The organism is Streptomyces sp. NPDC045846 (genome assembly GCF_056431605.1).
In genome coordinates, this window is record NZ_JBWKKJ010000001.1 from 687,795 (window position 1) to 712,029 (window position 24,235).

The following is a 24,235-nucleotide window of genomic DNA, read 5'->3' on the forward strand; positions in this document are numbered from 1 at the left end:
CCGAATGGGAGGAACCATGCAGATCGCTGTCACCACTCCGACCGGCAACGTCGGCAGGCACGTCGTCGCGGCCCTCGTACGGGCCGGAGTCCGCCCGCGCGTCCTGCTCCGCGACCCCGGCCGGCTCGCCCCGGACATCAAGGACGAGGTCGACGCCGTACCGGTCGACCAGTACGACCCCGACACGGTGGCGGCCGCCACCCGCGACGTCGACGCACTGTTCTGGGTGGACCCGACCACCGGCGGCGAGGACCCGCTCGCCGACTACGCCCGCGCCACCGACAGTGTGGTGCGCGCCGTCACCGAGAACCGCATCGGCCGGGTCGTCTTCCAGAGCAGCGTCGGGGCCGAGAAGCGCAAGGGCGCGGGCGAGATCGACGGACTGGCCCGCACCGAGACCGCGCTGGACGACCTGGGCATCGACGTCACCCACCTGCGCTGCGGCTACTTCTTCACCAACCTCGAACTTCAGCTCGCCGCCCTGCGGGCCGGCACCCTCCAGGTGATCCTTCCCCTCGACCAGCCCATGGCCTGGGTCGCCCCGCGCGACATCGCCGAGGTGGCCGTGGGGCGCCTGCTCTCGCAGGCCTGGGCCGGGCGGTGCGTCCAGGCCGTCCACGGCCCCGCCGACCTCACCTGGCGCGAGGTCGCCGACATCCTCACCATCGCCACCGGACGGCCCATCGACGTGGAGCGGATCACCGACGACGCCATGCGCGCCCAGCTCCACCGGGCCGGGATGACGGACGGGCTCGTCGAGGCCGTCCTCGGCATGTCGACCGGGCTGCGCGAGGACTTCGTGCCCGAACAGCGCCGCACCGTCCGGTCCACCACCCCGACCACCCTCGCCGCCTGGGCCCACGACCACCTCCGGCACCGGCTCGCCGACGCGTAGGCGCCGGGCCGGGTCAGCGCAAGAGCGACACCAGCAGCGCCTCATAGGTCCGGCCCGCACCGGCGACCGCCGCGCCGCCCTTCATCGCGACCTCGTGGCCGAGGGCGGTCAGCGCGCCCAGCAGGGCGAGCGCGAGCAGACGGGACCCCTCGGCCCCCGCCACCCCGGGGCCGCTCTTGCCCGCCGTGGCGCGCGCCCGTTCCACCAGCCGGACCGTCGTCGACAGCCACCACCGCTCGTCGATCTGCCGCCACCGCTCGTGGCCCAGCACCGCGGGAGCGTCCAGGAGGAGCAGCCGGGCCACCGCCGGGTCGGCGCAGAAGACGAGGAACTCCCGCCCGGCGGCCAGGAGTTGAGGAACCGGGCCGCTCTCGGTGTCGAGGGCGCGGATCCGTACGGCGAGCTCGCGGTGGAGGTCGTGCACGACGTCCTCGAGCAGTGCCTCCTTGCCCGCCCAGTGGTGGTACAGCGCACCCGTCGTGAGCCCGCAGCGCTCCGCGATCTCCGCGATGGTCGTCGAGGAGTAGCCGCGCTCGCTGAACAACTCCCGTGCCGTGCTGGTCAGTTGGGCCCGTGTGGTCGCGGTCCGCTCTGCGTTGGATCTGCGCGGTGACATACCGAACGATGCTATGTTCCTTCGGTGATGGATGTCGACGCAGCTCAGGCAGTCCTCGATAACAGCCCCTTCGGACCCTGGTGGGGATTCAGGGTCGAAGCCGTCAAAGAAGGGCGCGCCCGGGTTTCCCTGCCGCAGCGCCCCGAACTCTTCCGCCCCGGCGGCGTGCTCCAGGGCGGATGTGCGATGACCCTGGCCGACGTGACCTGCTGGATCGCGATCATGTCCCTGTTCGGGGAGGACGATCCGTCGGTCACCCAGCAGATGACCACCAGCTTCCTCGGCCCGGCCCGTACCGACCTGGTCTGCGAGTCGACGATCGTGCGGCCCGGCCGCCTGATCGTCTACGGGACCGCCGAGACGACCGACACCGCCGGGAAGCTCGTCTCCCACCACACCCTCACCTACATCCGGCCCCCGCAGCGCGGCGCGGCATAGTTTCGCCCGCGTATCCGCGCGTCACCCGCCCCTTCGTCATCACCCGCCCTTTCCGCCCCCCGCACCACACGAGAACGGCGTGTGGTGCGGGGGGCCACTTGTGTGCGCCCGCCGAACGGGCCGGAAGTCGTACCTCCGGAGTACTCCCAAAGGACCCCCGGATTACTCCCTTGGTTCCCGGACGAGATGGCCCCATCGTGGCCTACCGACGTCGCGAACCGGCCGGATAGTCTCAATTTCTCGGCTACCGGAGGAGATTCGTATGGCGACTGTCTATTCGGAGAATGTGAGCCTGGAGAACGTCGGTGAACTCCCCGAGGAATACCGGGAGGTACTGACCCATCAGATGCTGGCCAATGGTGAAGGCGAGCTGAGCGCGGGCGACACCTACGTCGACTCGTTCTACCCGCTCGCTCCCAACGCCGACGAGCGCTATATGTGCCTCAAGTTCGGCATGGAGGAAGTGGACCACTTCCGGCGCTTCGCCAAACTGCTCACCCCGCTCGGCATCGACACCTCGCACATGGTCAACCAGGCCGTCGCGGACCGCCGTTACTTCCCGGCGGAGAGCATGACCACGCAATTCACGGTCTGGGAGGAGCGCGCCGCGTTCAGCTTCCTCTGCGAGCTCGAAGGGCATTTCCAGATCAAGGAGATGACCACGAGCACCTACGCGCCGCTGCGCGTCGAGGCCGACGCCATCCTCAAGGAGGAGGCGCGGCACTTCGGCTACGGAAAGCGGCTGATGCAGGAGGCGTACGACGCCGGCGCCCCGTCCCGCGACCGCGCGCAGAAGGCGCTGGACAGGTTCTACCCGATGGCGCTCGACATGTTCGGCCGCCCCGACTCCCGTCGCGGACGCCTCGCGGTCAGGTGGGGCCTGCGCAAGCACGACAACGGTGAGCTCCGCGAGCTCTACAAGACGGCGATCGCCCAGCACATCGAGAAGATCGGCTTCTCCGTCCCCAAGGTCGACCCCTCGCAGCTCCAGTTCGCCTGAGCGGCGCCGGCCCACCCTCCCCGGAACGATCCGCTTCCCTCGGAACCCCAGCCACCTCACCGGAGTAGGAATCGATGACGACGACCGACATGCTGATCGACCGGATCAAGACGCACCGCGTCTTCGCCCACCCGTTCTACGACCACTGGGCCGCCGGGCCCCCGTCCGCGGACGTCTCGGGCGCGCTCTTCCACCAGGTGCAGTCGTTCTGCGCCTCCACCCGTCCCGGCGGCGAGTTCCCGGGCGCGCTGCGCGGCCTCGGCTGGGACGAGCAGGCCGTCCTCATCGAAGAGATCGTCGACAGCGAGTCCGGGCACGGCCCCGAACTCGCCACCATGGCGGGCCACATCGTGAACCGCACGGGCTCCCAGGTCTTCGACGACGTGTACGACACCGAGCGCGTCGAGGCATGGCTCAAGGACTCCTCGGACCGGCTGCTCGCCTCCCTGCCGGGATACGACCGCGAGACCGGCCTGACGGCCCAGGCGAAGGCCGCCATCGAGGTGTTCCGGCGCCGGTTCTCCTCCGACGCCGCCACGACCGTGCGCAACCTGGGCACGGCGCTCGCGCTGGAGATCATCTCCAACCAGTCCCTGATCCCCGGCGAGAAGCGCGCCCTGATCGACTCCGGTCACTACAAGGCCGAACTCGACGAGCCGGAGATGCACTACATGGCGGAGCACTGGGGTGACGCCGGTGCCGAGCAGCAGCACGAGGCGAATGTGATCCGCGCCGTCTCGACCGTCATGGACGCGTCGAACAGCGACCAGATAGCCGAGGGTGTCGAGGACTTCCTCGAATCGCTGTGCGCGCTGTGGGACGTCCTGGACGCGGCGCTCCTCTCGTCCGGATTGCAGCCGGCCGAATAATTCCCTGCCGGACGGGCCGGCGGTCCGCGCCTTGTGCGGGCCGCCGGCCCGGATGTCACTGGACGCAATTCTGGGGTGGGTTATGAGTGTGTTCCACGAAATGGACGGCCACGAGCAGGTTCTCTTCAGCTCCGGTCCCGGCGGGCTGCGCTGTGTCATCGCCATTCATTCGACCTTGCTGGGCCCCGCGCTCGGCGGCGTGCGATTCCTCCCGTACCACGACGACGACCAGGCGATCGGCGACGCGTTGCGCCTTTCCCGCGCGATGACGTACAAGGCGGCCTGTGCGGGCCTGGACATCGGGGGCGGGAAGGCGGTCATTTTCGGCGGCCCCGGCGTGGAGAAGTCCGAAACGCTGCTGCGTGCTTTCGGCCAGGCCGTCGAGAGCCTTTCCGGACGGTTCATCGCCGCCTGCGACATGGGCATCACCACCGCCGACCTCCGCGTCATGAGCAAGGAATCGCGGTGGATACGCGGCCTGGACGTCGAGGAGGGCGGCTCGGGTGAATCCGGTGCCATGACGGCGTACGGGGTGAACCTCGGCATCCAGGCGTGCCTGAAGTACCTCGACGGCAGCGACAGCCTGGCCGACCGGCACATCGCGATCGACGGTGTCGGCAAGGTCGGGGCGCGGCTGGCGGCCCATCTCGCCGAAGGCGGCGCCCGGTTGACGGTGGCCGACATCGACCAGGAGAAGGCCGAGCGGGTGGCCGAGACCTGCGGGGCGGAGGTCGTCAGCCGCGAGAAGCTCTACCTGCTGGACGTGGACGTCCTCAGCCCGAACGCGATCGGCAACGTCATCGACGCCGACCTGGTGGACAAGCTCCGCTGCCGCGTCGTGGCGGGCGGGGCCAACAACCAGCTCGCCGGACCCGCCATCGCGGAACGCCTCGCCGCGCGCGGCATCCTCTACGCGCCGGACTTCGTGATCAACGCGCTCGGCCTGATCCAGGTGGTCGACGAACTGCACCCCGCGGGCCACGACATGGACCGCGTCAGGCACCGCGCGCGGCTGATCCCGGAGCGCCTCGTCGAGATCTTCACCCGGGCCAAGCACCTGAACATCAGCACGGCCGCCGCCGCGACCAGCATGGCCCGCGACCGCCTCGCCGCGGTGCGGGGAGTGCGCTCGTTCTGGCTGCCGCCGCGGTGCGGGTAGGGCCGGGACGCCGGGGGCCGTGCGCCCGGCGTCCCCCGGAGGGATCGCGCATGCCGGGGACCGCGACGAGGAGCGACTGCTGATGGAGCTGGAGGCCGCCATACGGACCCGCCGCAGCGAGCACCGCCTGATCGAACCCGCCCCGAGCGACGAGGAGTTCGTCGATCTGCTCGGCTGGGCGGCGACCGCGCCCGACCACGGCCACCTGCGCCCCTGGCGCTGGATCCTCGTACGGGGTGAGAGCCGGGCGGCGCTGGGCGAGGCCTTCGCGTCCGGCGCCACCGACGCGGAGGCCGTCCGGCGCGAGGGACGCAAACCGTTGCGGGCCCCGCTCCTGGCGACCCTGGTCTTCGTGCCCCGGCGCAGTCATCGCGTACCGGACTGGGAGCAGCTCGCCGCGAGCAGCACCATGGTCAACTCGCTGATGCTGCTCCTCCACGACCGGGGGTTCGGCAGCATGTGGCGCACCGGCTCGTCCGTGGATTCGGCCGGCACCCGCGCGCTGCTCGGCCTCGCGCCCCACGAGCGGCTCATCGGCTGGCTCTACATCGGCAGCCCCGACCCCACCCGGCGCTCCGTCCCGCGCGAGCCGGTCGCGGTCGGCCACCGGGTCTCCCTGTTCAGCGCCCCGGCCGACCCGGTGCGGTCGGGAGAACCGCAGCTCGCGGGCGTGACCCACGACGCGAACGATCAAGCCGAATGATCAAACCTGGGCCCCGGAGGGATCCGGGGCAGCCAGTCCCGGTCCCACGCGGCCGGAATTGCCCTTCAAAGACGATTATTTGACGCGATTCACAGGTCTGCTGCGTATGTTTCGCCCTATGCCCCTCATGCGCTCCCGCCTGCCCGGATCCCCCGCTGTCCGCACCCTCAAGTTCCTCGGGGTGAGTGTCCTGGCGGGGGCGATGGCCGCCGGGATCGCGCTGCCCGCGGCGGGCATGCTGGGGCTGGGCGCCAAGTCGGCCGCGCAGAGCTTCAACAGTCTGCCCGACGTGTTCAAGACACCTCCCCTGTCCCAGGCGTCCCAGCTCTACGACGCCGACGGCGGGCTCATCGCCACGGTCTACGACCGCGACCGCACCGTCATACCGGGTGACCAGATGGCCCCGGTCATGCGCAAGGCGCTGGTCGACATCGAGGACAACCGCTTCTACCAGCACGGAGCCGTCGACCTCCAGGGCGTGCTGCGCGCCCTGAACAAGAACGCGGCGAGCGGCAGCGTGGCCCAGGGCGGCTCCACCCTCACCCAGCAGTACGTGAAGAACGTCTTCGTGGAGCAGGCGGGCAGCGACCAGAAAGCGGTCCTCGAAGCCCAGCGCCAGACCCTCGGCCGCAAGATCCAGGAGCTGCGCTACGCGATCGAGCTGGAGCAGACGCTGCCCAAGGAGCAGATCCTCACCAACTACCTGAACATCACGTTCTTCGGCGAGCAGGCGTACGGGGTCGAGGCGGCCTCCGAGCGCTACTTCAGCGTGCACGCCAAGGACCTCTCGCTGCCCCAGGCGGCGCTCCTGGCCGGGATCGTCCAGTCACCGACCATGTACGACCCGGTCACCAACGGCCGCCTCGCCAAAGCGCGCCGCGACACGGTGCTGACCAAGATGGCCCAGTACGGTTCGATCACCGACGCCCAGGCCCAGCAGGCCATCAGCACACCGATCAAGCTCAAGGTCAGCGCGCCCCGGCAGGGCTGCATCACCGCCCAGCAGGGCGAGGGGTTCTTCTGCGACTACGTCCACCGGGTCGTCCTCACCGATCCGGCGTTCGGCAGGACCGCGACCGAGCGGCAGGCGCTGTGGAGCAGGGGCGGCCTCCAGATCCGTACGACACTGTCGCCCAAGGCGCAGAAGGCGCTCCAGCAGTCGGTCACCTCCCACGCGTACACCACGGACGACGCCGCCGCGGTGATGAGCCTCGTCCAGCCCGGGACCGGCAAGATCGTCGCGATGGGGCAGAGCCGTGACTACGGCCTCGGCGCGCACCAGACGGAGATCAACCTGAACGTCGGCACGAACATGGGCGGCGGGCTCGGCTTCCCGACGGGCTCCACGTTCAAGCCGATCGTGGCGGCCGCGGCGTTGGAGAAGGGCATGACCCCGGGCCAGCAGTATCCGGCGCCCTACTCCATGCCCTGGCCCGAGATGTCCGACTGTTCGGGCCACACGTATCCGGAGAACGGCGAGGTCCACAACGACAGCCACTCCCTGACCGGGCCGTTCGCGATGCCGGACGCCATGGCCCAGTCCGTGAACACCTACTTCGCCCAGCTGGAGGCCGACACCGGTCTGTGCGAGGTCTCCAGGATGGCCAACGCGCTGGGCATCACCGCCCAGGCGGGCGGCACCAAGCTCCAGGTGGTCCCCTCGCTCACCCTGGGCAGCAACGACCTGACCCCGCTGGAGATGGCCAATGTGTACGCGACCTTCGCCAACCACGGCACGTACTGCACACCCGTCGCCATCACGTCGGTGACCCGGCCGGACGGCCGCAGCGTCGCGGTGCCGCAGGCCGACTGCCACCAGGTGATGTCCGCGGAGACCGCCGACACCGTCACCACGATGCTGCTCGGCGTCGTCCAGGACGGCACCGGCAAGCCCGCCGGGCTCACCGACCGCGACAGTGCGGGCAAGACCGGCACCACCGACGAGAGCAAGCAGGTGTGGTTCGCCGGGTACACCCCCGAACTGTCCGGCGCCGCGGTCGTCAGCGACACCCGGAGCCCGCAGGACCTCGACGGCCAGAGCATCGGCGGCGACACCGTCGGCCAGGCCTTCGGCGGCACCCTCGCGGGGCCCGTCTGGCGCGACGCCATCGAAGGGGCCCTCGCGGGTGACCCGGCCGGGACGCTCACCACGACCACACTGCCGGGGCGGACGCAGCACTGAGGGGGCGAGCCGTGGGTCAGGGGTGGTTGAGGTAGGCGAGGACGGCGAGGACGCGGCGGTTGTTGCTGTCGTCGTCGGTGATGCCGAGTTTGCCGAACATCGAGGTCGTGTACTTGCTGATCGCGCTCTCACTGAGGAAGAGCCGCCGGCCGATGGCCTGGTTGGACAGGCCTTCGGCCATGAGGCCGAGCACCGCGTGCTCGCGCTCGGTGAGCCCTTCGAGCAGCCGGTGCGAGGACCCGCTGGACAGCAGCTTGGCGATGACGGCGGGGTCCATCGCGGTGCCGCCGGCGGCGACGCGCTCCAGCGCGTCGATGAACTGGTCGGCGTCGAACACGCTCTCCTTGAGGAAGTAGCCGATGCCCCCGGCGCCGTCGGCCAACAGCTCGCGGGCATAGAGCTGTTCGACGTGCTGGGAGAGGATCAGGACGGGGAAGCCGGGCACCTCGCGACGGACGGCGAGGGCCGCCCGCAGCCCCTCGTCCGACTGGGTCGGCGGCATGCGGACGTCCACGACGGCGACGTCCGGCCGGAATTCAAGGATTGCCGCCAGCGTCTCGGGCCCGGTGGCCGCCGTCGCCACCACCTGGTGCCCGTACGCCTGGAGGAGGCGGACCATGCCGTCCCGCAGGAGGTAGAGGTCTTCGGCTACAACGATGCGCATGGCACCATCATCCTCACCCGCGTCGGACCGCCCACCGGGCTGGTGATCTCCACGGTGCCGTCGAAGACGGCGAGGCGGCGGCACAGCCCCGCCAGGCCTCCGTCGGCGCGCACACCGGCACCGCCCCTGCCGTCGTCCTCGACCTCCACGACGAGGTCGGAGCCGCTCCGGCCGATCCCGATCCGCGCCCTGCTCGCGCGGGCGTGCTTGACCGCGTTGGTGACCAGTTCGGCGACGGCGAAGTACAGGGCGGACTCGATCGGCGGGTCCAGGCTCAGTTCGCCGTCGGCGCGGACCTCCACCTCGAGCGGGCTGTCCAGGGCGAAGGCGCGCACGGCGTCGACGAGTCCGCGCTCGTTGAGCACGGGCGGATTGATTCCCTGGACCAGTTCGCGCAGCTCGGTCAGGGACGTCGTCGCCCCGGCCCGCGCCTCCCGCATCAGCGCCCTGGCCTGTTCCGGGTCGGTGTCCATCAGCTTCTCCGCGGTCGCTAGGGAGAGCCCGAGCGCGACCAGGCGTGCCTGCGCCCCGTCGTGCAGGTCCCGCTCGATCCGGCGGATCTCGGCGGCCTGCGCCACTGTGGTGTCCGCGCGCTGGGCGGTCAGCTCGTCCACCCGCTCGGCCAGCGCCATCGCCGCCGACGCCCCCAGGAAGCGGGCGGCCACCGGCCCGAGGAGCCGCCAGGCGTAGGGCGCCGTGGCGACGGCCACGACCAGGCCGAGCGGCCCGACGAGGCGCGGGGCGAGCCCCGTCCCGCCGAACCCCACGACCGCGGCCGCGAGCGCTGCCGGGGGAACGGCCGCGACCACCCCCGCGGTGACCGGCACGATCACGGCGAACCGCACGTCGCGCCAGGTGGCGGGGTCCTTCCACCACAGCCGCATCCGCTGGTCCGCAGCGGCGTCGCGGCTGGTGCGCTCGTAGCCGAAGCCGTTCCACCAGTAGCCGGTGGACAGCCGTGTCACCGGCCCCGGCCGCCGGTATCCGGCGGGGATGACGGTGCCGGTCCATCGCGCGACGAGGTGGCGGACCAGGCGGCAGACCGGCCGGGACAGACCGAGCGTGCCCCCGCAGACCAGCACGGCCGGCGCGAGCCACGACCACGGGTTCGCCGCACCCCACCAGATCCCCAGCGCTGTGGAGGCCGCCCACACAGCCGGAATCACCAGGGTGGCGCCCGCCACCGCACAGGCACGGACGAACCCCACACCGACACCGGTCACCCATGTGCGCAGCTGTCGCATGACCCTTCCTTCCCCCTTGTCCCGTCCGATGCCCACCCGACCGTGGCACCGGCAGCCGTCACCAGGCCCCTCAGGTCCCTACGGCTTCGTGATCTCCACTGTGCACCGCTCACCGGCCGGTGAGCCCCGGATCGGGCAGGGAGTGGGTCTGGACCCACCCGCCTGTGCGCCCAGACCCATACCGGCCCCCGTGCGCGATTCCTAACGTCGAGACCACACCGCACATCCCGAAGCGCCACAGACGGAGGAAGCCATGTACACCCACGCCCCCGAAGCCACCACCCAACGCGCCTTCCGCAAAGCGAAGTTGATCGTCGCGGCCTACGGTGCGTTGAGCGCGGCCGTCCTGCTCGCGGTCGTCGTCCGCGCGCTCACCGGACACACGGTGACCTCGTTCATGTGGGGCCGCTCGGGCGGAGTGCTCGCGAGCGCCGCGGTGACCTACTGGCTGACGACCCTCGCGGCACGGGGAAAGCGCTGGGCCTATGTGCGGGTGCGCGTCATCTCGCTCGCCGTACCGGTCGCGATCGTCGCCATCGACATGATCCCGGGCGCCCTGCCGCCGTGGTTCGTCGCCCTGCAGGTGATCTGCGCCCTGACGATCGCCGCGACGGCCTTCGTCGTCAACGGGGCCGGGGTGCGTGCCGCGTTTCCCAAGGCGGGGTGACGGAGGGCGGGGGCGCTGCGGGACCCCCCTTCGAACCCATGTCCAGCCCGCCCCTGTCCCACGGCATGGGCCAAACCTTCCCCAGGACGCGAAACGGAACGCGCGGGGCAGGACATGGCATCGGCCGTTCCGTCGGGGTGAGTTGAAGATCCCGCACGTTATCGGTCTGTCGTACGATGCGTCATACCAGAGCGGGACGCCGTGCGTGGAACTTTGCCAACTGCGCACCGAGGGTGATGGATTGGCGACTACGGTGAGTGGTCGACGATCAAAGTGGGCCTTACATCAGCCGAGTTGGGCCTGCCAGAATGATCCATGGGACCCAACGCACCGAGGACGCCGATGTCTCATCTCCGCGCACCCGCCGCGCGGCCGGACCGCCGCGAGGGCGGGCGGCACGGCCGCAACGCCACCCGGCCGCATCAGCCCACCGCCGAGGCCGGGCGTCCGGCCCCCGCGGGCCGGGCGCCGACGCCCCCCGGGCCGCGCCCGTCACCCGAGTCCCGCATACGCCCGCAGCTGCTGCGCGCCGCCGTGCTGCCCGCCACCGTGGCGGTGCTGTGCGGCGCGGCGGCCGTCGCCTTCACCCTGCACTCCACCGGCCGGCACCCCTCGGTGGGGCTCTGGGCCGTGCTCGCGGGCCTCGCCGCGCTCGCCATCGCCGCCCTGATCGCGGCCGGGATCGGCGCCGACCGGGCCGCCAAGACCGTGCTCGGCCGGGCCAACGGGCTGCGCCGGGGCAGCGCCCGCTCGGCCGCCGACCTCCGTACGGTCGTGGAGGCGCTGCGCCGCGGCGAAGGGCCGCCCGCGCGGCCGGCTCCGGCCCAACTGCCGCCCGGCGCAGACGAGTTCGAGCTGCTCGCGCACGAGCTGAATCGCTCCCACGACGCGGCCGTGGCCGCCGTGGTGCAGGCCTCCCAGCTCTCCAGCAGCGTCGGCAACGAGCAGAAGGTCGAGGTCTTCGTCAACCTCGCCCGCAGGCTCCAGTCCCTCGTGCACCGCGAGATCCAGCTCCTGGACGAGCTGGAGAACGAGGTCGAGGACCCCGAGCTGCTCAAGGGGCTCTTCCATGTCGACCACCTGGCCACCCGCATCCGCCGCCACGCCGAGAACCTCGCCGTGCTCGGCGGCGCCATCTCGCGCCGCCAGTGGTCCCACCCGGTCACCATGACGGAGGTCCTGCGCTCCTCGATCGCCGAGGTGGAGCAGTACCCCCGGGTCAAGCTGGTCCCGCCGATCGACGGCACGCTGCGCGGCCACGCCGTGGCCGACGTCATCCACCTCCTGTCCGAACTCGTCGAGAACGCCACGGTGTTCTCCGCGCCGCACACCCAAGTCCTGTTGCGCGCGCAGTTCGTGACGGCGGGTCTGGCCGTGGAGGTCGAGGACCGCGGGCTCGGCATGCCGGTCACCGAGCAGAACAAGATGAACGCGCTGCTGTCCGATCCCGACCAGGTCAATGTCGCCCACCTCCTCCAGGACGGGCGCATCGGGCTCTTCGTGGTCTCCGCGCTGGCCCGGCGGCACGGCATCGCCGTCCGTCTCCAGACCAACATCTACGGCGGTGTCCAGGCCGTACTGGTGCTGCCGCAGGGCCTGTTGGGCTCCGAGCCCGAAGGCCTCAACCAGCCGGGCAGGCCCGAGCCGCAGGCGGCGCAGGGCACGGAGCGCGAGAGCACCGGCCAGATCCCCGTGGTGCCGCAGCCCGCGCGTCCCGCCGAGGCGAGCGCGCCGCTGCCGCCCGCCGTCCCGCAGCCCGCCATCGCACCCCCGCAGCCGGAGCCCGTACACCAGGCGCGCCCCGGCGCCGACCTGATTCCGCCGCCCCGGCAGCAGCTGGCCGAGCCGACCACGGCCGGCCACGGCAACGGACCGCTGCCCGTGCGCGGGGCGCACGACGAGCGGCCCAACCCGGCGGCCGCACCTCCCGGCATCCAGCACGGCGTGGCCCCCGAGCCCGTCGAGTCCCGGATGCCAGTGACACCGAGGGCCCAGAACGGCGCCGTGCGCGGCACCATGGGCCGGCCCGACCTGCCCCGGCGCCGCAGCCAGGAGCACCTCGTACCCCAGCTGCGGGACGCCCCCGCACCCCGCAAGGAAGACGAACACGCCCTGCACGACCCGGGGTTGATGGCCGCCTTCCAGCGGGGGATCGGCCTCGCAGAGGCACAGCAGAGCCACCCCGCACAGTCGACCCACCTGTCACCCCAGGCGCTCCAGTCGGAAACTGACGCCGAACACTCCAAGGAGTAGATGCACCATGGCGAGCGATGCGCCGACCGGACACCACTCGGACCTCGACTGGCTGCTGAGCGGACTGGTCCAGCGGGTGCCCTACACCCGCAATGCGGTTCTGCTCTCCTCCGACGGACTGGTGAAATCCGTTCACGGACTGGACACCGACAGCGCCGACCACATGGCGGCGCTCGCCTCGGGCCTCTACTCGCTCGGCCGCAGCGCGGGGGCCCGCTTCGGCGACGGGGGCGAGGTCCGGCAGGTGGTGGTGGAGCTCGACTCCACACTGCTGTTCGTGTCCACGGCCGGCTCGGGCACCTGTCTCGCCGTCCTGGCAGGCCGGGAGGCCGACGCGGCGGTCCTCGGCTACGAGATGGCCATGCTCGTCAAGAGCGTACGGCCGTATCTCGTCACGCCGGCCAGGCAGGGCGCCGGGACACCGAGCGGCCTGAGGAGTTGACCGTGGCGGCCCCGCAGGACGGGCCGTGGCTGGACGACGCGGCCGGGCGGCTCATCCGCCCCTACACGGTCAGCAACGGCCGGACCAGGCCGACCGCGACCCTGGACCTGCTCTCCCAGGTCATGGCCACCGGCACGATCCCCCAGACGCACCTGGGCCCCGAGCACTCGCAGGCCCTCGGCCTGTGCAAGGGGCCCACGTCGGTGGCGGAGATCTCGGCGCACTTACGGCTGCCGGCCGTCGTCACCAAGGTGCTCCTTTCCGATCTGGTGGACTGCGGGGCGGTGACCGCCCGGGCCCCCCGCTTCCACCACACACCCACCGACCGATCTCTGCTGGAGGCAGTGCTCGATGGCCTACGACGACGGCTTTGACGCCCTGCCCGACGGGGACGCCGCGGACCTCTTCCCGACCGCGCTGAAGATCCTCGTCGCGGGTGGCTTCGGGGTCGGCAAGACGACCTTTGTCGGGGCGGTCAGCGAGATCGAACCGCTCTCCACCGAGGAGCTCCTCACCACGGTCAGCGTGGCCCACGACAGCCTCGAAGGGGTCGAGTCCAAGACCACCACCACGGTGGCCATGGACTTCGGCCGCATCACCCTGGACGACCGCCATGTGCTCTATCTGTTCGGCACGCCCGGGCAGGAGCGCTTCTGGTTCATGTGGGACGAGCTCTCCGAGGGAGCCCTGGGCGCGGTGATCCTGGCCGACACCCGGCGGCTCGACGCGTGTTTCTCCGCCGTCGACTTCTTCGAGCGGCGGGGGATCGGATTCCTCGTCGCCGTCAACGAGTTCGACGGTGCCTACCACTACGACCCGGAGGAGGTGCGGGTTGCCATGGACCTCAAGCCCGAGGTCCCCGTCGTGCTGTGCGACGCCCGCATCGGCAGCTCCGGCATCCGGACGCTGGTCACCCTGGTCCAGCATCTGCTCGCCACCATTCCGGCAGCCACCAGCCATGGAGCTTGACTATGACGTACGACCCGACCGGCCATCTCCTGCTCACCCCCGTCGACCGGGAGGCGCCGGTCCGCGTCCAGCGGCTGCGGCAGCTGGGCATGGGGGAGCGGCCCGACCCGGCCTTCGACGAGTTCGCGCACAAGCTCGCCGAGGTGACCGGAGCGCCCTTCTCGATGGTCAACTTCATTGACGAGAACCAGCAGTTCTTCGCCGGGCTGCACACGCCGAACGGCACGCACAACGGCGCGGACCTGGGGGCGGCGGCCGCGGCGTCCGGCGGGGTGAGCCGGATCATGGCCCGGGACCACGGCTACTGCCCGCACGTCGTGGTCCGGCGCAAGGCCCTGGTCCTGGAGGACGTGTGCGACTACCCGCGGTTCGCGGGCAACCCGGTCGTGGACGAGATCGGCATCCGGTCCTACCTCGGGGCGCCGCTCATCGACCGTACGGGCATCGCACTCGGCACGATCTGCGTGGTCGACACCGAGCCCCGGCCCTGGGGCAGGGCCGGTCTGGAGACGATCAAGTCGATGGCCGCGGAGCTGATCGAGCAGATCCACCGGCGCGAGGACGGCCGCATCTGAGCCGTCCCCGCGATGCGCGTACGGTCAGTGGGCCGCCGCCAGCTCCTCCATCCGCACCAGGTCACAGAGCCGCTCGGACCACTGGCCCTTCGCCGTGCCCAGCGCCACCTCGGCCAGCCGCAGCAGCTGTACGTCCGAGGTGCCGGCCGGGGCGAAGATGTGGTGGGCGTCGCGCAGGTACCGCTCGACGGGCCGGTCGGTGAACAGGCCCGCCGCCGCATGGATCTCCATGGCGTTGCGGGCGGAGTCCAGGGCCGACTCGACGTTGACGACCTTCGCGTTCATGAGCTCCGCGTCGCACGGCAGTCCCCGGTCGAGCAGGTCGACCGCGTGGTAGGCGACGAGCCGGGCCGTCATCAGGCGGGACTGCACCTGCCCCAACTTGATTTTGATGTTGGGGAGTTCGTGCAGCGGCTTGCCGTAGCGGATCCGCTCCGTGCAGAACCTGGTGGTCTCCTCCAGGATCGCCTGGTGGATGCCGAGGGAGACCGCGGTGAGGTTGGCCCGGCCGTAGAGGACGCTGGAGGAGTACGCGACGGCGAGCCCGTCACCCTCCTCGCCCAGTCGATTGGCCACCGGGACACGGCAGTTGTCGAAGAAGACCTCGCCGAAGCTGAAGCCGTGCAGCCCCATCGACTCGCGGTGCTCGCCCAGCGAGAAGCCCGGCCGGTCGGACTCGACGAGGAAGGCCGAGAGCCCCTTCGATCCGGGTCCGGTGCGCAGGATCACGCCGTGAAGATCCCCGACGTGACTGTTGCCGACATACACTTTTCGGCCATTGAGGACGTAGTCGTCCCCGTCGCGCACCGCGCTCGCGGCCATGCCCAGCACGTGGCCGCCCGACTCCGGTTCGGTGACGGCGATCGTCGGCAGGCACTCACCTGCGGAGACGGCCGGGAGCCAGGTCTTCTTCTGCTCCTCGTTCCCGAAGTGCACGATCTTGGCGACGCCGAGCTGGGAGGCCTGCACCATCGCGCCCATCGCGCCGCTCACCCGGGACAGTTCCTCGATGATGATGGTCTTGCCGAGGTGGCCGACTCCCATCCCGCCGTACGCGGGACTCACGGTGGCTCCTATCCAGCCCTGCCGGGCGATGAGCCGCGACAGCTCGTACTGGACGGTGCGGGCCCTTTCCATCTCGGCGATCCGGGGCCGGACCTCGCGTTCCGCGAAGTGGCGTACGTCTTCCCTGAGTTGTTGGTGAAGTCGGCTGTTGAAGTATGCGTCCATCCGCGAGCCCTCCTCCGCGAAACGCCTGCCGCGGGAGGCCCCGGCAGGTGGTGCATCGGCAGTGGTCCCGTCCCGAAGAGGCCGACCCCATCATGCTGTGGATCACCTTCGGCTCGTACAACATTCAGCGTCAACTTTGGCCAGAATCAAGCGTGTTGACGGTTGAATGACGATGTGTTGTGTGCGGGCCGGCCCATTCGGTCCCAGTCGATTGCATCCCCTTCACACAACTTTCTGCCACATGCCAACGGCAAAGGTTTCGTGGGCATGTGGCACTGAGGGTCAGGAAGCGGAACCAGATGGGCACCGTCGTGACATCCGGGGACAACGGTAGAACCGATTCCGCTTCGACTTCGTCGTCATTGATCTCGCCTTCCCGTTCGAGGATGAGCGCCGGAGGCAGGCGCACCCGTGCCGCCCGTCCTCGTGGCTCGGCCGGGGTGGCGTCGGGTGGCTAACAACCTTGCCACGTAGGGCAGTTAGGTCCGGACCGTGTCGTTCCGCAGGGGGCGCCCGGGGCCCGTGATCACCGTGCTGACCTGGTGGTTCTGCGTGCGGTGCCCGGCGTCCCGGGGGCCGGGCGGGCGGGGATGGTGGCGGCTTCGGGCCTCCGGCGCCGGCCGCCGTGGCGCGACGTTGGTCGGCACGGCCCCCGGGAAAGGGGCGCGGGCGGGCTCGCGTGATCCTCAACTCCGGTTGTCCGCAGGGGAGTCGGAAGGCTCGGTAAGGGGCGACGGAAGGTCGTGCCGCCCCTTTCGGTTGCGTTCAGGGGTGGCGCTTTGGGGTGTGGCCCGGCGCGAACGGTGCTATGAGGTGGTGAAGGGCGCGGGCCCCCGCGCGCGATGCGGAACCGGACGCCGTCCAGGTCACGGTTCCGCGGCACCGAAACGCTCCGGCCACCAGGCATCGGCATCCGGACATCGACCGGCGACGCGAAAGAGGGTTGACCGAGCGGCTCAGGGCCGTCGGCTGTGCGCCGGCGGCCCCTGTGGTGTGGGGAAGTGGTGAGGAATCCGGCCACTCCCCGGGCCGGGCGCGCGCCCGTCCGGCCGACGCGGGCCAACGGTTGCCGCGATGTACCTGCCGCGGCCACCGACATCGAGAACAATGCGCAGCATGCCCCTCGACCACAGTGCCCGCCGGTCGGTACGTCCCGCGCACCGGCGCGGCCCGGACGGCCCCTCGTTCCGCCGCACTCCCCACCGCAACACCGCCCGACGTGAAGGAAGTTGACATGACCGACCTCCGTATCGGCGTCATCGGATACGGCATGCGCGGCACCCTCGCGCGCACCGCGCACCGGCCCGGTCGCGGCTCCGTGGTCGCGGCCGTCGCGGACCCCGACCCGCGGGCCCGCGAGGCGGCCGCCGAGGCCTTCCCCGGCGCGGCCCTCTCGGCCGACCACCGCAAGGTGATCGAGGCCCCGGACCTCGACGCCGTGCTGGTGCTCACCCCCGACCACACGCACGCCGACCTGGCCTGCGCCGCGCTGCTCGCGGGCAAGCCCGCCTTCGTCGAGAAGCCGCTCGACATCACGGTCGAGCGCTGCGACGAGATCCTGCACACGGCGCGCGAGACCGGCACCCGCCTGTACGTGGGCCACAACATGCGGCACATGCCGGTCGTGCGGATGATGCGCGACCTGATCGGCCGCGGCGCCATCGGCACCGTCAAGACGGTCTGGGTGCGCCACTTCGTGGGCTACGGCGGCGACTGGTACTTCAAGGACTGGCACGCCGAGCGCCGGTACACCACCGGCCTCCTGCTCCAGAAGGCCGCGCACGACATCGACGTACTGCACTGGCTGTCCGGCGGCTACACGCGCGACGTCCAGGCCATGGGCGACCTGATGGTGTACGGCGACAACCCGCACCGCCGGGCGCCCGGGGAACCCAAGACCGAGGACTGGTACACCGAGGACGGCCACTGGCCTCCGCACACCCAGCGCGCGCTCAACCCGGTGATCGACATCGAGGACGTCTCGCTGCTCAACATGCGCCTCGACAACGGTGTCCTCGCCTCCTACCAGCAGTGTCATTTCACGCCCGACTACTGGCGCAACTACACGGTCATCGGCGACGCGGGCCGCCTGGAGAACTTCGGTGACGGCCCCGGCGGCCACGTGAAGGTCTGGAACTCCCGGCGCTCCGAGTACCGGGCCGAGCCGGACGAGACGCACGAGATCCCCGACGCCAAGGAGGACGAGGGGCACGCCGGGGCGGATCCGCTGATCATCGACGAGTTCCTGCGCTTCGTGCGCGACGGGGGCGTCACGGACACCTCCCCGGTCGCCGCCCGGATGGCGGTCGCGGCGGGCTACCAGGCCACGGCCTCCCTGCGGGCCGGCGGCACCCCCCGCGAGGTGCCGCGGCTCGACCCCGAGCTCGTGGCGTACTTCGAGCGGGGGCAGCGGCAGGACGCCGACTGAACCGCGGCCGCGCCCGCCGGGACGGCTCCGCCCGGTTCGGGCCCGCCGGGCGCCCGGGCGGAAAGGGGTTCGTGACCACCCGGGGAAGTGCGGTATTGTTCTCATGCACGAACGGCCGGGGGAAACCCCAGGTCAGACGGGCATCGGGACGTGGCGCAGCTTGGTAGCGCACTTGACTGGGGGTCAAGGGGTCGCAGGTTCAAATCCTGTCGTCCCGACTCGAAAGAGTCGCAGATCAGAGCCGGTATCGGAGACATCCGACACCGGCTCTGACGCGTTGTGGGGACTCTGGCGGGCCGGTGCCGTCGGGTGGGCCGTCCCCGGCGAGGAGCCGCCCCCGTGCTCGTCCCGGCCGAGGGTGCGCGGGTACCTCAGCCCAGGCGTCAAAGGGGACGCATAGGTAGAATTCAGGCCATGGGAGAGTGGCGGTCCCGTGCGGCGACCCCGCCCGAACTCGTCCTGGAGACGGATACCGGCTCCACGGTGATGAGTCCGAGCCGGGACTATCACGTGGGGCGCGACCCCCTGAGCGACATCGTCTTCGACGACGCCCGCGTCTCGTGGCACCACGCCGTCCTCCACGCCGAGCTCGACCACTGGACGATCGAGGACGAGCACAGCACCAACGGCACGTACGCCGACGGACGGCGCATCCAGGAGGGGGACATCGGGCCGGGCAGCGTCATCCGCTTCGGCAGCGTCACGGACGGCCCCCGCGCGGTGCTCGTCGGTCGTGCTCCTCCCGAGCCGGTCCCCGCCGAGCGCCCCTCCTCCGTCAGCATGCCCGCGGCCACGGGCACCTTCCGGCAACCGACGAGCGTGCGCCCGTTGCCCGCCCGCACGGTCCGCATCGGCCGTGCCGACGACAACGACATCGTCATCGACGACCTGGTCGTCTCCCGTCGCCACGCCGAACTGCGACTCCTCGCGGACGGCACGTACGAGATCGTCGACCTCGGCAGCCACAACGGCACCTACCTCAACGGCCAGCCGGTGGCCCGCGCGCCGGTGGCGCCGGGGGACATCGTGGGCGTCGGCCACCGCGCGTACTGCCTGCTCGGTGACGAGCTGCGGGAGTACGTCGACACGGGCGAGGTGTCGCTCGACGTCCAGGGCCTGACGGTCACCGTCGACCGGGGCCGCAGGACGCTCCTCGACCAGGTCTCCTTCCCCGTGGGCGAGAAGTGCCTGCTTGCCGTCGTGGGGCCGAGCGGTGCGGGGAAGTCCACCCTGCTGGGCGCCCTCACCGGGCTGCGCCCCGCGGACGGCGGCACCGTCCTCTACGACGGCCGCGACCTCTACCGCGACTACGCGGAGCTCCGCCAGCGCATCGGTCTCGTACCGCAGGACGACATCCTGCACGCCCAGCTGACCGTGCGCCGCGCCCTCGGCTACGCCGCCGAGCTCCGCTTCCCCCAGGACACCGAGAAGACGGAACGCCGGGCCAGGGTCGACGAGGTCATCCGCGAACTCGGCCTGGAACAGCGCGTCGACCAGCCCATCCACAGCCTCTCCGGGGGCCAGCGCAAACGCGTGAGCGTCGCGCTCGAACTCTTGACGAAACCGTCGCTGCTCTTCCTCGACGAGCCGACGTCCGGCCTCGACCCGGGTATGGACCGCTCGGTGATGCACATGCTGCGCGGCCTCGCCGACGACGGCCGCACGGTGATCGTCGTGACGCACAGCGTGCTCAGCCTCGACGTGTGCGACCGGCTCCTGGTGCTCGCCGCGGGCGGCAGGATCGCCTACTACGGACCGCCGCGGGACGCGCTCCCGTTCTTCGGCTTCACCGAGTGGCCGCAGGCGTTCGAAGCCTTCGAGGCCGACCGTGACCGGGACTGGGCCCGGGAGTACCGGGAATCGCCGTTCCACCGGCAGTACATCGCCAACTCCTCCGCACAGCCGTTCCGCGCCCCCCTCGCGCAGGCCGGCGCGCCCGCGTCCTTCACGCCGCCACCCAAGCCGCAGAGCTGGGGGTCCCAACTCCGCACCCTGGTGCGGCGGTACGCGGCCGCGCTCGGCGCGGACCGGACGTTCCTCGCGATCATGATCGCGCTGCCGTTCGTGATGGGCGCCATGGCCCGGGCCCTCGCGGGGAGCAGGCTGACGCAGGACACGGCGATGAACGCGCTGCTCATCCTCTGCGTGGGCGGAGTGCTGACCGGCGCCGCCAACGCCGTCCGGGAGCTGGTCAAGGAGCGCGTCATCTACCAGCGGGAACGGGCCGTCGGGCTCTCCAGATCGGCGTACCTGATGTCCAAGGTCGTCGTGCTGGGCACGATCACCGTGCTGCAGGCCGTGGTCCTGACGCTGGTCGCTCTGCTCGGCGTCGATCTCAGCGCGCCCGGCGGCGCGGGCGTACTCCTGCCACCGCTGGTGGAAATCGCCCTGGCGGTGGCCCTGCTCGCGTTCACCGCCATGATGCTGGGGCTCCTCGTGTCGGCGCTCGTGCGCAAGGAGGAGGTGACGATGCCGCTGCTCGTGCTCCTCGCCATCGTCCAGGTGGTGTTCTGCGGCGCCCTCCTCAAACTGAACGGGGTGCCCGGCGTCGAGCAGCTCGCGTGGCTCGTGCCGTCGCGCTGGGCGCTGGGCGCCATGGCGGGCACCATCGGACTCGGCAGGATCGTGCCAGGGGCCCTGACCGCCGACCCGCTGTTCCGGCACTCCGCGGGGGTGTGGCTGCTCGACATGGGCATGCTGGCCGCCCTCTCACTCGTCTTCGGTATCGCGGTCGCGAGACTGCTGCGCCGCCATGAACCGGCCGTCATGCGGAAGTAGGAACCCGGCGATGACCACTGCGGACTTCCGCCCCACCCACGTCGTCCCCCAGGACGGGCTGCCCGCCTGGGAGGCGCCGGACGCGGACCGCCGGGCGGTGCCGCTGGACGCGCTGCTGCCCGTGCAACTGGTCGACCGGCTCGGCGACTGGGGCCGCATCGTCTGCGCCAACGGCTGGTCGGCGTGGGTCGACAGCCGGCTCCTGGTCGCGGTGCCGCAGGATCCGCCGGGCTCGGGCGGGCCACCGGCCCGGACGGCCGACCCGCGCCCGCTCCTGGCCAGGACCGAGGACGCCGTCGCCGGATACCGGCGTGCGGCGGAGGAACTGGCGGGCGGCAGCGTCGACGGGGAGTCCTTCCGGCGCCGGACGCGCGGACTGCGGGTGGGGGTGGTCGTGGACGGCGAATCGGTGTGGCTGTACGACGCGGAACACGAGCGGTGGGTGTACTGCGACGGGGCACGGCTCAGTACGTACGCGACGGCGGAGGGGCCGAGCGCCGAGGGGCGCGACGGGGAGGGGGTGACGGCGGTCGTGGGAGGCGGGGCGGCCGGATCGGGAGCCGAGGCCGGGACCGAGGTGGTCCAGGGTGCACCAGTCGGGGCGGGGCCGGAGGCGACGCGCGTGGTCGAGTCGGGGGTCCCTTCGCCGGAGTCGGGCGATGGGCCGCTCCGGCCCGGTGACGGCTGATGGCCCGCGCACCGGGGGAGCCCGTCCGGAGCCCGCACGCCGGGAGGGCGTCCGAGCTGATCGGGCAGCGGATCGCGGGGTACCGGGTCGAGGCCGAGATCGGCCGGGGCGGCATGGCCGTCGTCTACCGCGCCAAGGACCTGCGCCTCGACCGGACCGTGGCCCTCAAGCTGCTCGCCCCCGAGCTCGCCCGCAACGACACCTTCCGCCGGCGCTTCACACACGAGTCACGCGTGGCCGCCGCGATCGAGCACCCGCACATCGTGCCGGTCTTCGAGGCGGGGGAGACGGACGGGGTGCTCTACATCGCCATGCGGTACGTCCCCGGGCGCGATCTGCGCCATCTGCTCGACCACGCGGGCCCGCTCTCCGTCGGGGCCGCCCTCCGCATCGCCACGCAGGTCGCGTCCGCGCTCGACGCGGCGCACGACCACGGCCTCGTCCACCGCGACGTCAAGCCCGGCAACATCCTGGTGGCCAAGGGCACGGACAGCGACCACCCGGAACACGTCTACCTCACGGACTTCGGGCTCACGAAGAAGTCGCTCTCGCTGACCGGATTCACGACGGTGGGTCAGTTCGTCGGAACCCTCGACTACGTGGCCCCCGAGCAGATATCGGGCCGCCCGGTGGACGGCCGATGCGATGTCTACAGCCTCGCCTGTGTCGTGTACGAGACCCTGACCGGCGGTCCGCCGTTCCAGCGCGACGACGACATCGCCCTCCTGTGGGCCCACCAGTACGACGAGCCGCCCCGCCTGACGCGGAAGCGGCCCGGGGTCGCCGCGGCCCTCGACGCGGTCCTCGCGCGGGCGCTGGCCAAGGCGCCGGAGGACCGGTACGGCTCCTGCCTCGCGTTCGCCGACGCGCTGCGGGCCGCGGTCACCGCGGGCACCGCGGCACGCCATCCTCCGACGCGGGTCGACCTCCCTGTCGTGGGAGTGGCCGCCGGTCCCGGCGCGCCCCCCGAGCCACCGCGCTGGGCCCGGCCGGTCTTCCGGGGCCCGGCGGGCTGACCGCGCCCGATTCGGACGGGGGCGGATCTCCGGGGCTCGGCGACGGACCGCGCCTGGCTCAGCCGGGGCCCGCCTCCACCTTCCCGCGCCGGTGGACCGGCCGCGCGAACAGCCCGCCGAGGAACCCCGAGACGAGCCCCCAGGCCACGGCCAGGACCAGGGCCCGCCACAGCTGGGGCCGCAGCTCCACCAGGCCGGACAGACCGCCGCCGAGATCCCCGATGCCGAGGAGCGAGAGGCCGTAGTGGGCGGACATCCCGGCGAGGAGGCAGACGGCGAGCACCGTGAGGGTCAGCGCCACCGCCATGTGCACCGCGTGCTGCCAGGCCCGCATCCGTACCGGGGACCGGGCCGCCGTCAGGAACGCGGTGCCCAGCACCAGGACCGCCGCGACGACCAGCAGCCACCACGCCCGGCCGTCATGGGCGGCGAGCGTCTTCAGGGTGAGCGTGGAGTCGTCCGGCGTGCGCAGCACCTCGCTCAGGACGTGCGGCATGGGCAGCCCGAACGGTCCGTCCACCCGGCCCTCCCAGGACGCGCCGAGGCCGAGGGTGAAGGCGAGCCAGACGAGGTTGGGCAGCCCGAGCAGCAGGACCGCGAACGTCTGGGCGGCATGTCCGCGCGTCACCGCCACGACGAGGCCGGCGACGAACCCCAGGGCGACGTACGACAGCAGCAGGACCACCATCGCGAAGGCCGCGGGGCGTACCGACTCCTGGAAGCGCAGCAGGCGCGCGGGGAGCGGCGCCCGGCGCGAGACGAGCAGGACCACGGCGAGGACGCCCGCGAGCCACAGCAGTCCGAAGACGAGGGTCAGCGGCACGTCGGTTTCGAAGCCGACCTCGGGCGAGGAGTCCAGGGCAGCGCCGACGTCACCGGCGGGGCTGTTCCCGAGCGGGATCGTGAAGCGGTGCCGGGCCAGCAGGCCGAGGCCGCTGAGGAGCAGGAGCCAGAGCACCGCGATCCGGGCGGCCCAGCCGCCGAGTTCCTTCGCGTCGGCGACGGCCCGGTGCCGCAGCGGGCGGAGGAATCCGGCGGCCATCGCCAGCGCCCCGGCGAGGCTGACGGAGAGCGGGAGCACGGAGAGCCCGGCGTTCGTGTCGGCGATCACCCCGGCGTCACCCGAGAGCCCCACCGAACCGCCCGCCGCCATCACGACGACGGCCGCCACGACACTCGGGAACGCCCCGTCGGGCAGGTCGGCGGCGCCCGCGGCCCAGAGCCCGAGGCCCGCGACGACGGCCATGGTCACCACGGAGGCGAGCACGGCCACCAGGGCGTGGGGCCAGCCATGGGGTGCCCGACGCCGCTGCCCCACGGGTGGCGCCGCTGTCTGCCGAGGGGGTGTCTGCTCGCTCACCTTGTCACGCTAAGCAGCGGCGGAGCGGCCCGCCCGTCGGGAGGGCCGACCGCGTCGGC

General features: G+C 71.6%; 21 protein-coding genes, 1 tRNA gene and 1 pseudogene. 18 read left to right on the forward strand and 5 right to left on the reverse strand.

Annotated elements, in window-relative coordinates; all coding sequences use genetic code 11:
• Positions 1-16: 16 nt before the first annotated feature.
• Positions 17-895 (forward strand): NAD(P)H-binding protein, encoded by an 879-nt coding sequence (locus AC07F3_RS03020; protein ID WP_479109853.1) that lies wholly within the window; start codon positions 17-19, stop codon positions 893-895.
• Positions 896-908: 13 nt separating this feature from the next.
• On the opposite strand, the gene AC07F3_RS03025 is transcribed toward AC07F3_RS03020, so the two are convergent.
• Positions 909-1,511: a TetR/AcrR family transcriptional regulator gene (locus AC07F3_RS03025; RefSeq protein ID WP_479109855.1), complete on the reverse strand. Its 603-nt coding sequence runs from the start codon at positions 1,509-1,511 to the stop codon at positions 909-911.
• A gap of 27 nt (positions 1,512-1,538) precedes the next feature.
• On the opposite strand from AC07F3_RS03025, the gene AC07F3_RS03030 reads away from it, so the two are divergent.
• The 6 genes from AC07F3_RS03030 to AC07F3_RS03055 all read left to right on the forward strand — a co-directional run bounded on the left by AC07F3_RS03030 (position 1,539) and on the right by AC07F3_RS03055 (position 7,862).
• Positions 1,539-1,949: a PaaI family thioesterase gene (locus AC07F3_RS03030; RefSeq protein WP_479109857.1), complete on the forward strand. Its 411-nt coding sequence runs from the start codon at positions 1,539-1,541 to the stop codon at positions 1,947-1,949.
• Between the two features lie 262 nt (positions 1,950-2,211).
• Complete coding sequence (locus tag AC07F3_RS03035; protein ID WP_479109859.1) at positions 2,212-2,949, forward strand: Phenylacetic acid catabolic protein; 738 nt, start codon at positions 2,212-2,214, stop codon at positions 2,947-2,949.
• Positions 2,950-3,023: 74 nt separating this feature from the next.
• Positions 3,024-3,818 (forward strand): hypothetical protein, encoded by a 795-nt coding sequence (locus AC07F3_RS03040; protein ID WP_479109861.1) that lies wholly within the window; start codon positions 3,024-3,026, stop codon positions 3,816-3,818.
• A gap of 82 nt (positions 3,819-3,900) precedes the next feature.
• Complete coding sequence (locus AC07F3_RS03045; protein WP_479109863.1) at positions 3,901-4,977, forward strand: Leu/Phe/Val dehydrogenase; 1,077 nt, start codon at positions 3,901-3,903, stop codon at positions 4,975-4,977.
• Between the two features lie 82 nt (positions 4,978-5,059).
• Complete coding sequence (locus AC07F3_RS03050) at positions 5,060-5,680, forward strand: nitroreductase family protein (protein ID WP_479109865.1); 621 nt, start codon at positions 5,060-5,062, stop codon at positions 5,678-5,680.
• A gap of 118 nt (positions 5,681-5,798) precedes the next feature.
• On the forward strand, positions 5,799-7,862 hold the full coding sequence (locus AC07F3_RS03055) for a transglycosylase domain-containing protein (protein ID WP_479109867.1): 2,064 nt from the start codon (positions 5,799-5,801) through the stop codon (positions 7,860-7,862).
• 16 nt (positions 7,863-7,878) lie between these two features.
• On the opposite strand, the gene AC07F3_RS03060 is transcribed toward AC07F3_RS03055, so the two are convergent.
• Positions 7,879-8,526, reverse strand: coding sequence for a response regulator transcription factor (locus AC07F3_RS03060; RefSeq protein ID WP_479109869.1), 648 nt, complete (start codon positions 8,524-8,526; stop codon positions 7,879-7,881).
• Positions 8,511-9,770, reverse strand: coding sequence for a sensor histidine kinase (locus AC07F3_RS03065; RefSeq protein ID WP_479109871.1), 1,260 nt, complete (start codon positions 9,768-9,770; stop codon positions 8,511-8,513). Before AC07F3_RS03065 ends, AC07F3_RS03060 begins: the two co-directional genes overlap by 16 nt.
• Before the next feature lie 253 nt (positions 9,771-10,023).
• Here AC07F3_RS03065 and AC07F3_RS03070 point away from each other — a divergent pair, with 253 nt between their 5' ends.
• From AC07F3_RS03070 to AC07F3_RS03095, 6 genes and pseudogenes are all read left to right on the forward strand, one after another.
• Complete coding sequence (locus AC07F3_RS03070; RefSeq protein ID WP_479109873.1) at positions 10,024-10,437, forward strand: hypothetical protein; 414 nt, start codon at positions 10,024-10,026, stop codon at positions 10,435-10,437.
• Between the two features lie 1,167 nt (positions 10,438-11,604).
• Positions 11,605-12,018: pseudogene (locus AC07F3_RS03075) on the forward strand (ATP-binding protein); the annotation flags it as partial.
• A 679-nt stretch (positions 12,019-12,697) separates the two neighbouring features.
• Positions 12,698-13,132, forward strand: a complete 435-nt coding sequence (locus AC07F3_RS03080; protein WP_114039489.1) for a roadblock/LC7 domain-containing protein — start codon at positions 12,698-12,700, stop codon at positions 13,130-13,132.
• 2 nt (positions 13,133-13,134) lie between these two features.
• Positions 13,135-13,506, forward strand: a complete 372-nt coding sequence (locus tag AC07F3_RS03085; protein WP_053730983.1) for a DUF742 domain-containing protein — start codon at positions 13,135-13,137, stop codon at positions 13,504-13,506.
• A complete protein-coding gene (locus AC07F3_RS03090; RefSeq protein ID WP_479109876.1) occupies positions 13,484-14,101 on the forward strand; it encodes a GTP-binding protein in 618 nt (205 codons plus the stop codon). Before AC07F3_RS03085 ends, AC07F3_RS03090 begins: the two co-directional genes overlap by 23 nt.
• 2 nt (positions 14,102-14,103) lie before the next feature.
• Positions 14,104-14,676 carry a GAF domain-containing protein gene (locus tag AC07F3_RS03095; RefSeq protein ID WP_479109878.1) on the forward strand — a complete coding sequence of 191 codons (573 nt, stop codon included), beginning with the start codon at positions 14,104-14,106 and terminating at the stop codon, positions 14,674-14,676.
• Between the two features lie 24 nt (positions 14,677-14,700).
• Here the strand turns inward: AC07F3_RS03095 and AC07F3_RS03100 are convergent, their stop codons facing one another.
• Entirely contained in the window at positions 14,701-15,906 is a 1,206-nt protein-coding gene (locus tag AC07F3_RS03100; protein WP_479109880.1) for an acyl-CoA dehydrogenase family protein, read from the reverse strand.
• A 1,234-nt stretch (positions 15,907-17,140) separates the two neighbouring features.
• Between AC07F3_RS03100 and AC07F3_RS03105 the strand changes: the two genes are divergently transcribed.
• The 5 genes from AC07F3_RS03105 to AC07F3_RS03125 all read left to right on the forward strand — a co-directional run bounded on the left by AC07F3_RS03105 (position 17,141) and on the right by AC07F3_RS03125 (position 22,816).
• A complete protein-coding gene (locus AC07F3_RS03105) occupies positions 17,141-18,334 on the forward strand; it encodes a Gfo/Idh/MocA family oxidoreductase (RefSeq protein ID WP_479109882.1) in 1,194 nt (397 codons plus the stop codon).
• 144 nt (positions 18,335-18,478) lie between these two features.
• Positions 18,479-18,552, forward strand: a tRNA-Pro gene (locus tag AC07F3_RS03110).
• Positions 18,553-18,748: 196 nt separating this feature from the next.
• Positions 18,749-21,112: an ABC transporter ATP-binding protein/permease gene (locus AC07F3_RS03115; RefSeq protein WP_479109883.1), complete on the forward strand. Its 2,364-nt coding sequence runs from the start codon at positions 18,749-18,751 to the stop codon at positions 21,110-21,112.
• 10 nt (positions 21,113-21,122) lie between these two features.
• On the forward strand, positions 21,123-21,800 hold the full coding sequence (locus tag AC07F3_RS03120; protein ID WP_479109885.1) for a hypothetical protein: 678 nt from the start codon (positions 21,123-21,125) through the stop codon (positions 21,798-21,800).
• The gene (locus AC07F3_RS03125; RefSeq protein ID WP_479109887.1) at positions 21,800-22,816 is read left to right on the forward strand and encodes a serine/threonine-protein kinase; all 1,017 of its coding nucleotides are present in this window, start codon (positions 21,800-21,802) and stop codon (positions 22,814-22,816) included. The genes AC07F3_RS03120 and AC07F3_RS03125 overlap by 1 nt, the downstream gene beginning before the upstream one ends.
• A 58-nt stretch (positions 22,817-22,874) precedes the next feature.
• Here the strand turns inward: AC07F3_RS03125 and AC07F3_RS03130 are convergent, their stop codons facing one another.
• Positions 22,875-24,176, reverse strand: coding sequence for a streptophobe family protein (locus tag AC07F3_RS03130; protein WP_479109889.1), 1,302 nt, complete (start codon positions 24,174-24,176; stop codon positions 22,875-22,877).
• Positions 24,177-24,235 lie beyond the last annotated feature (59 nt).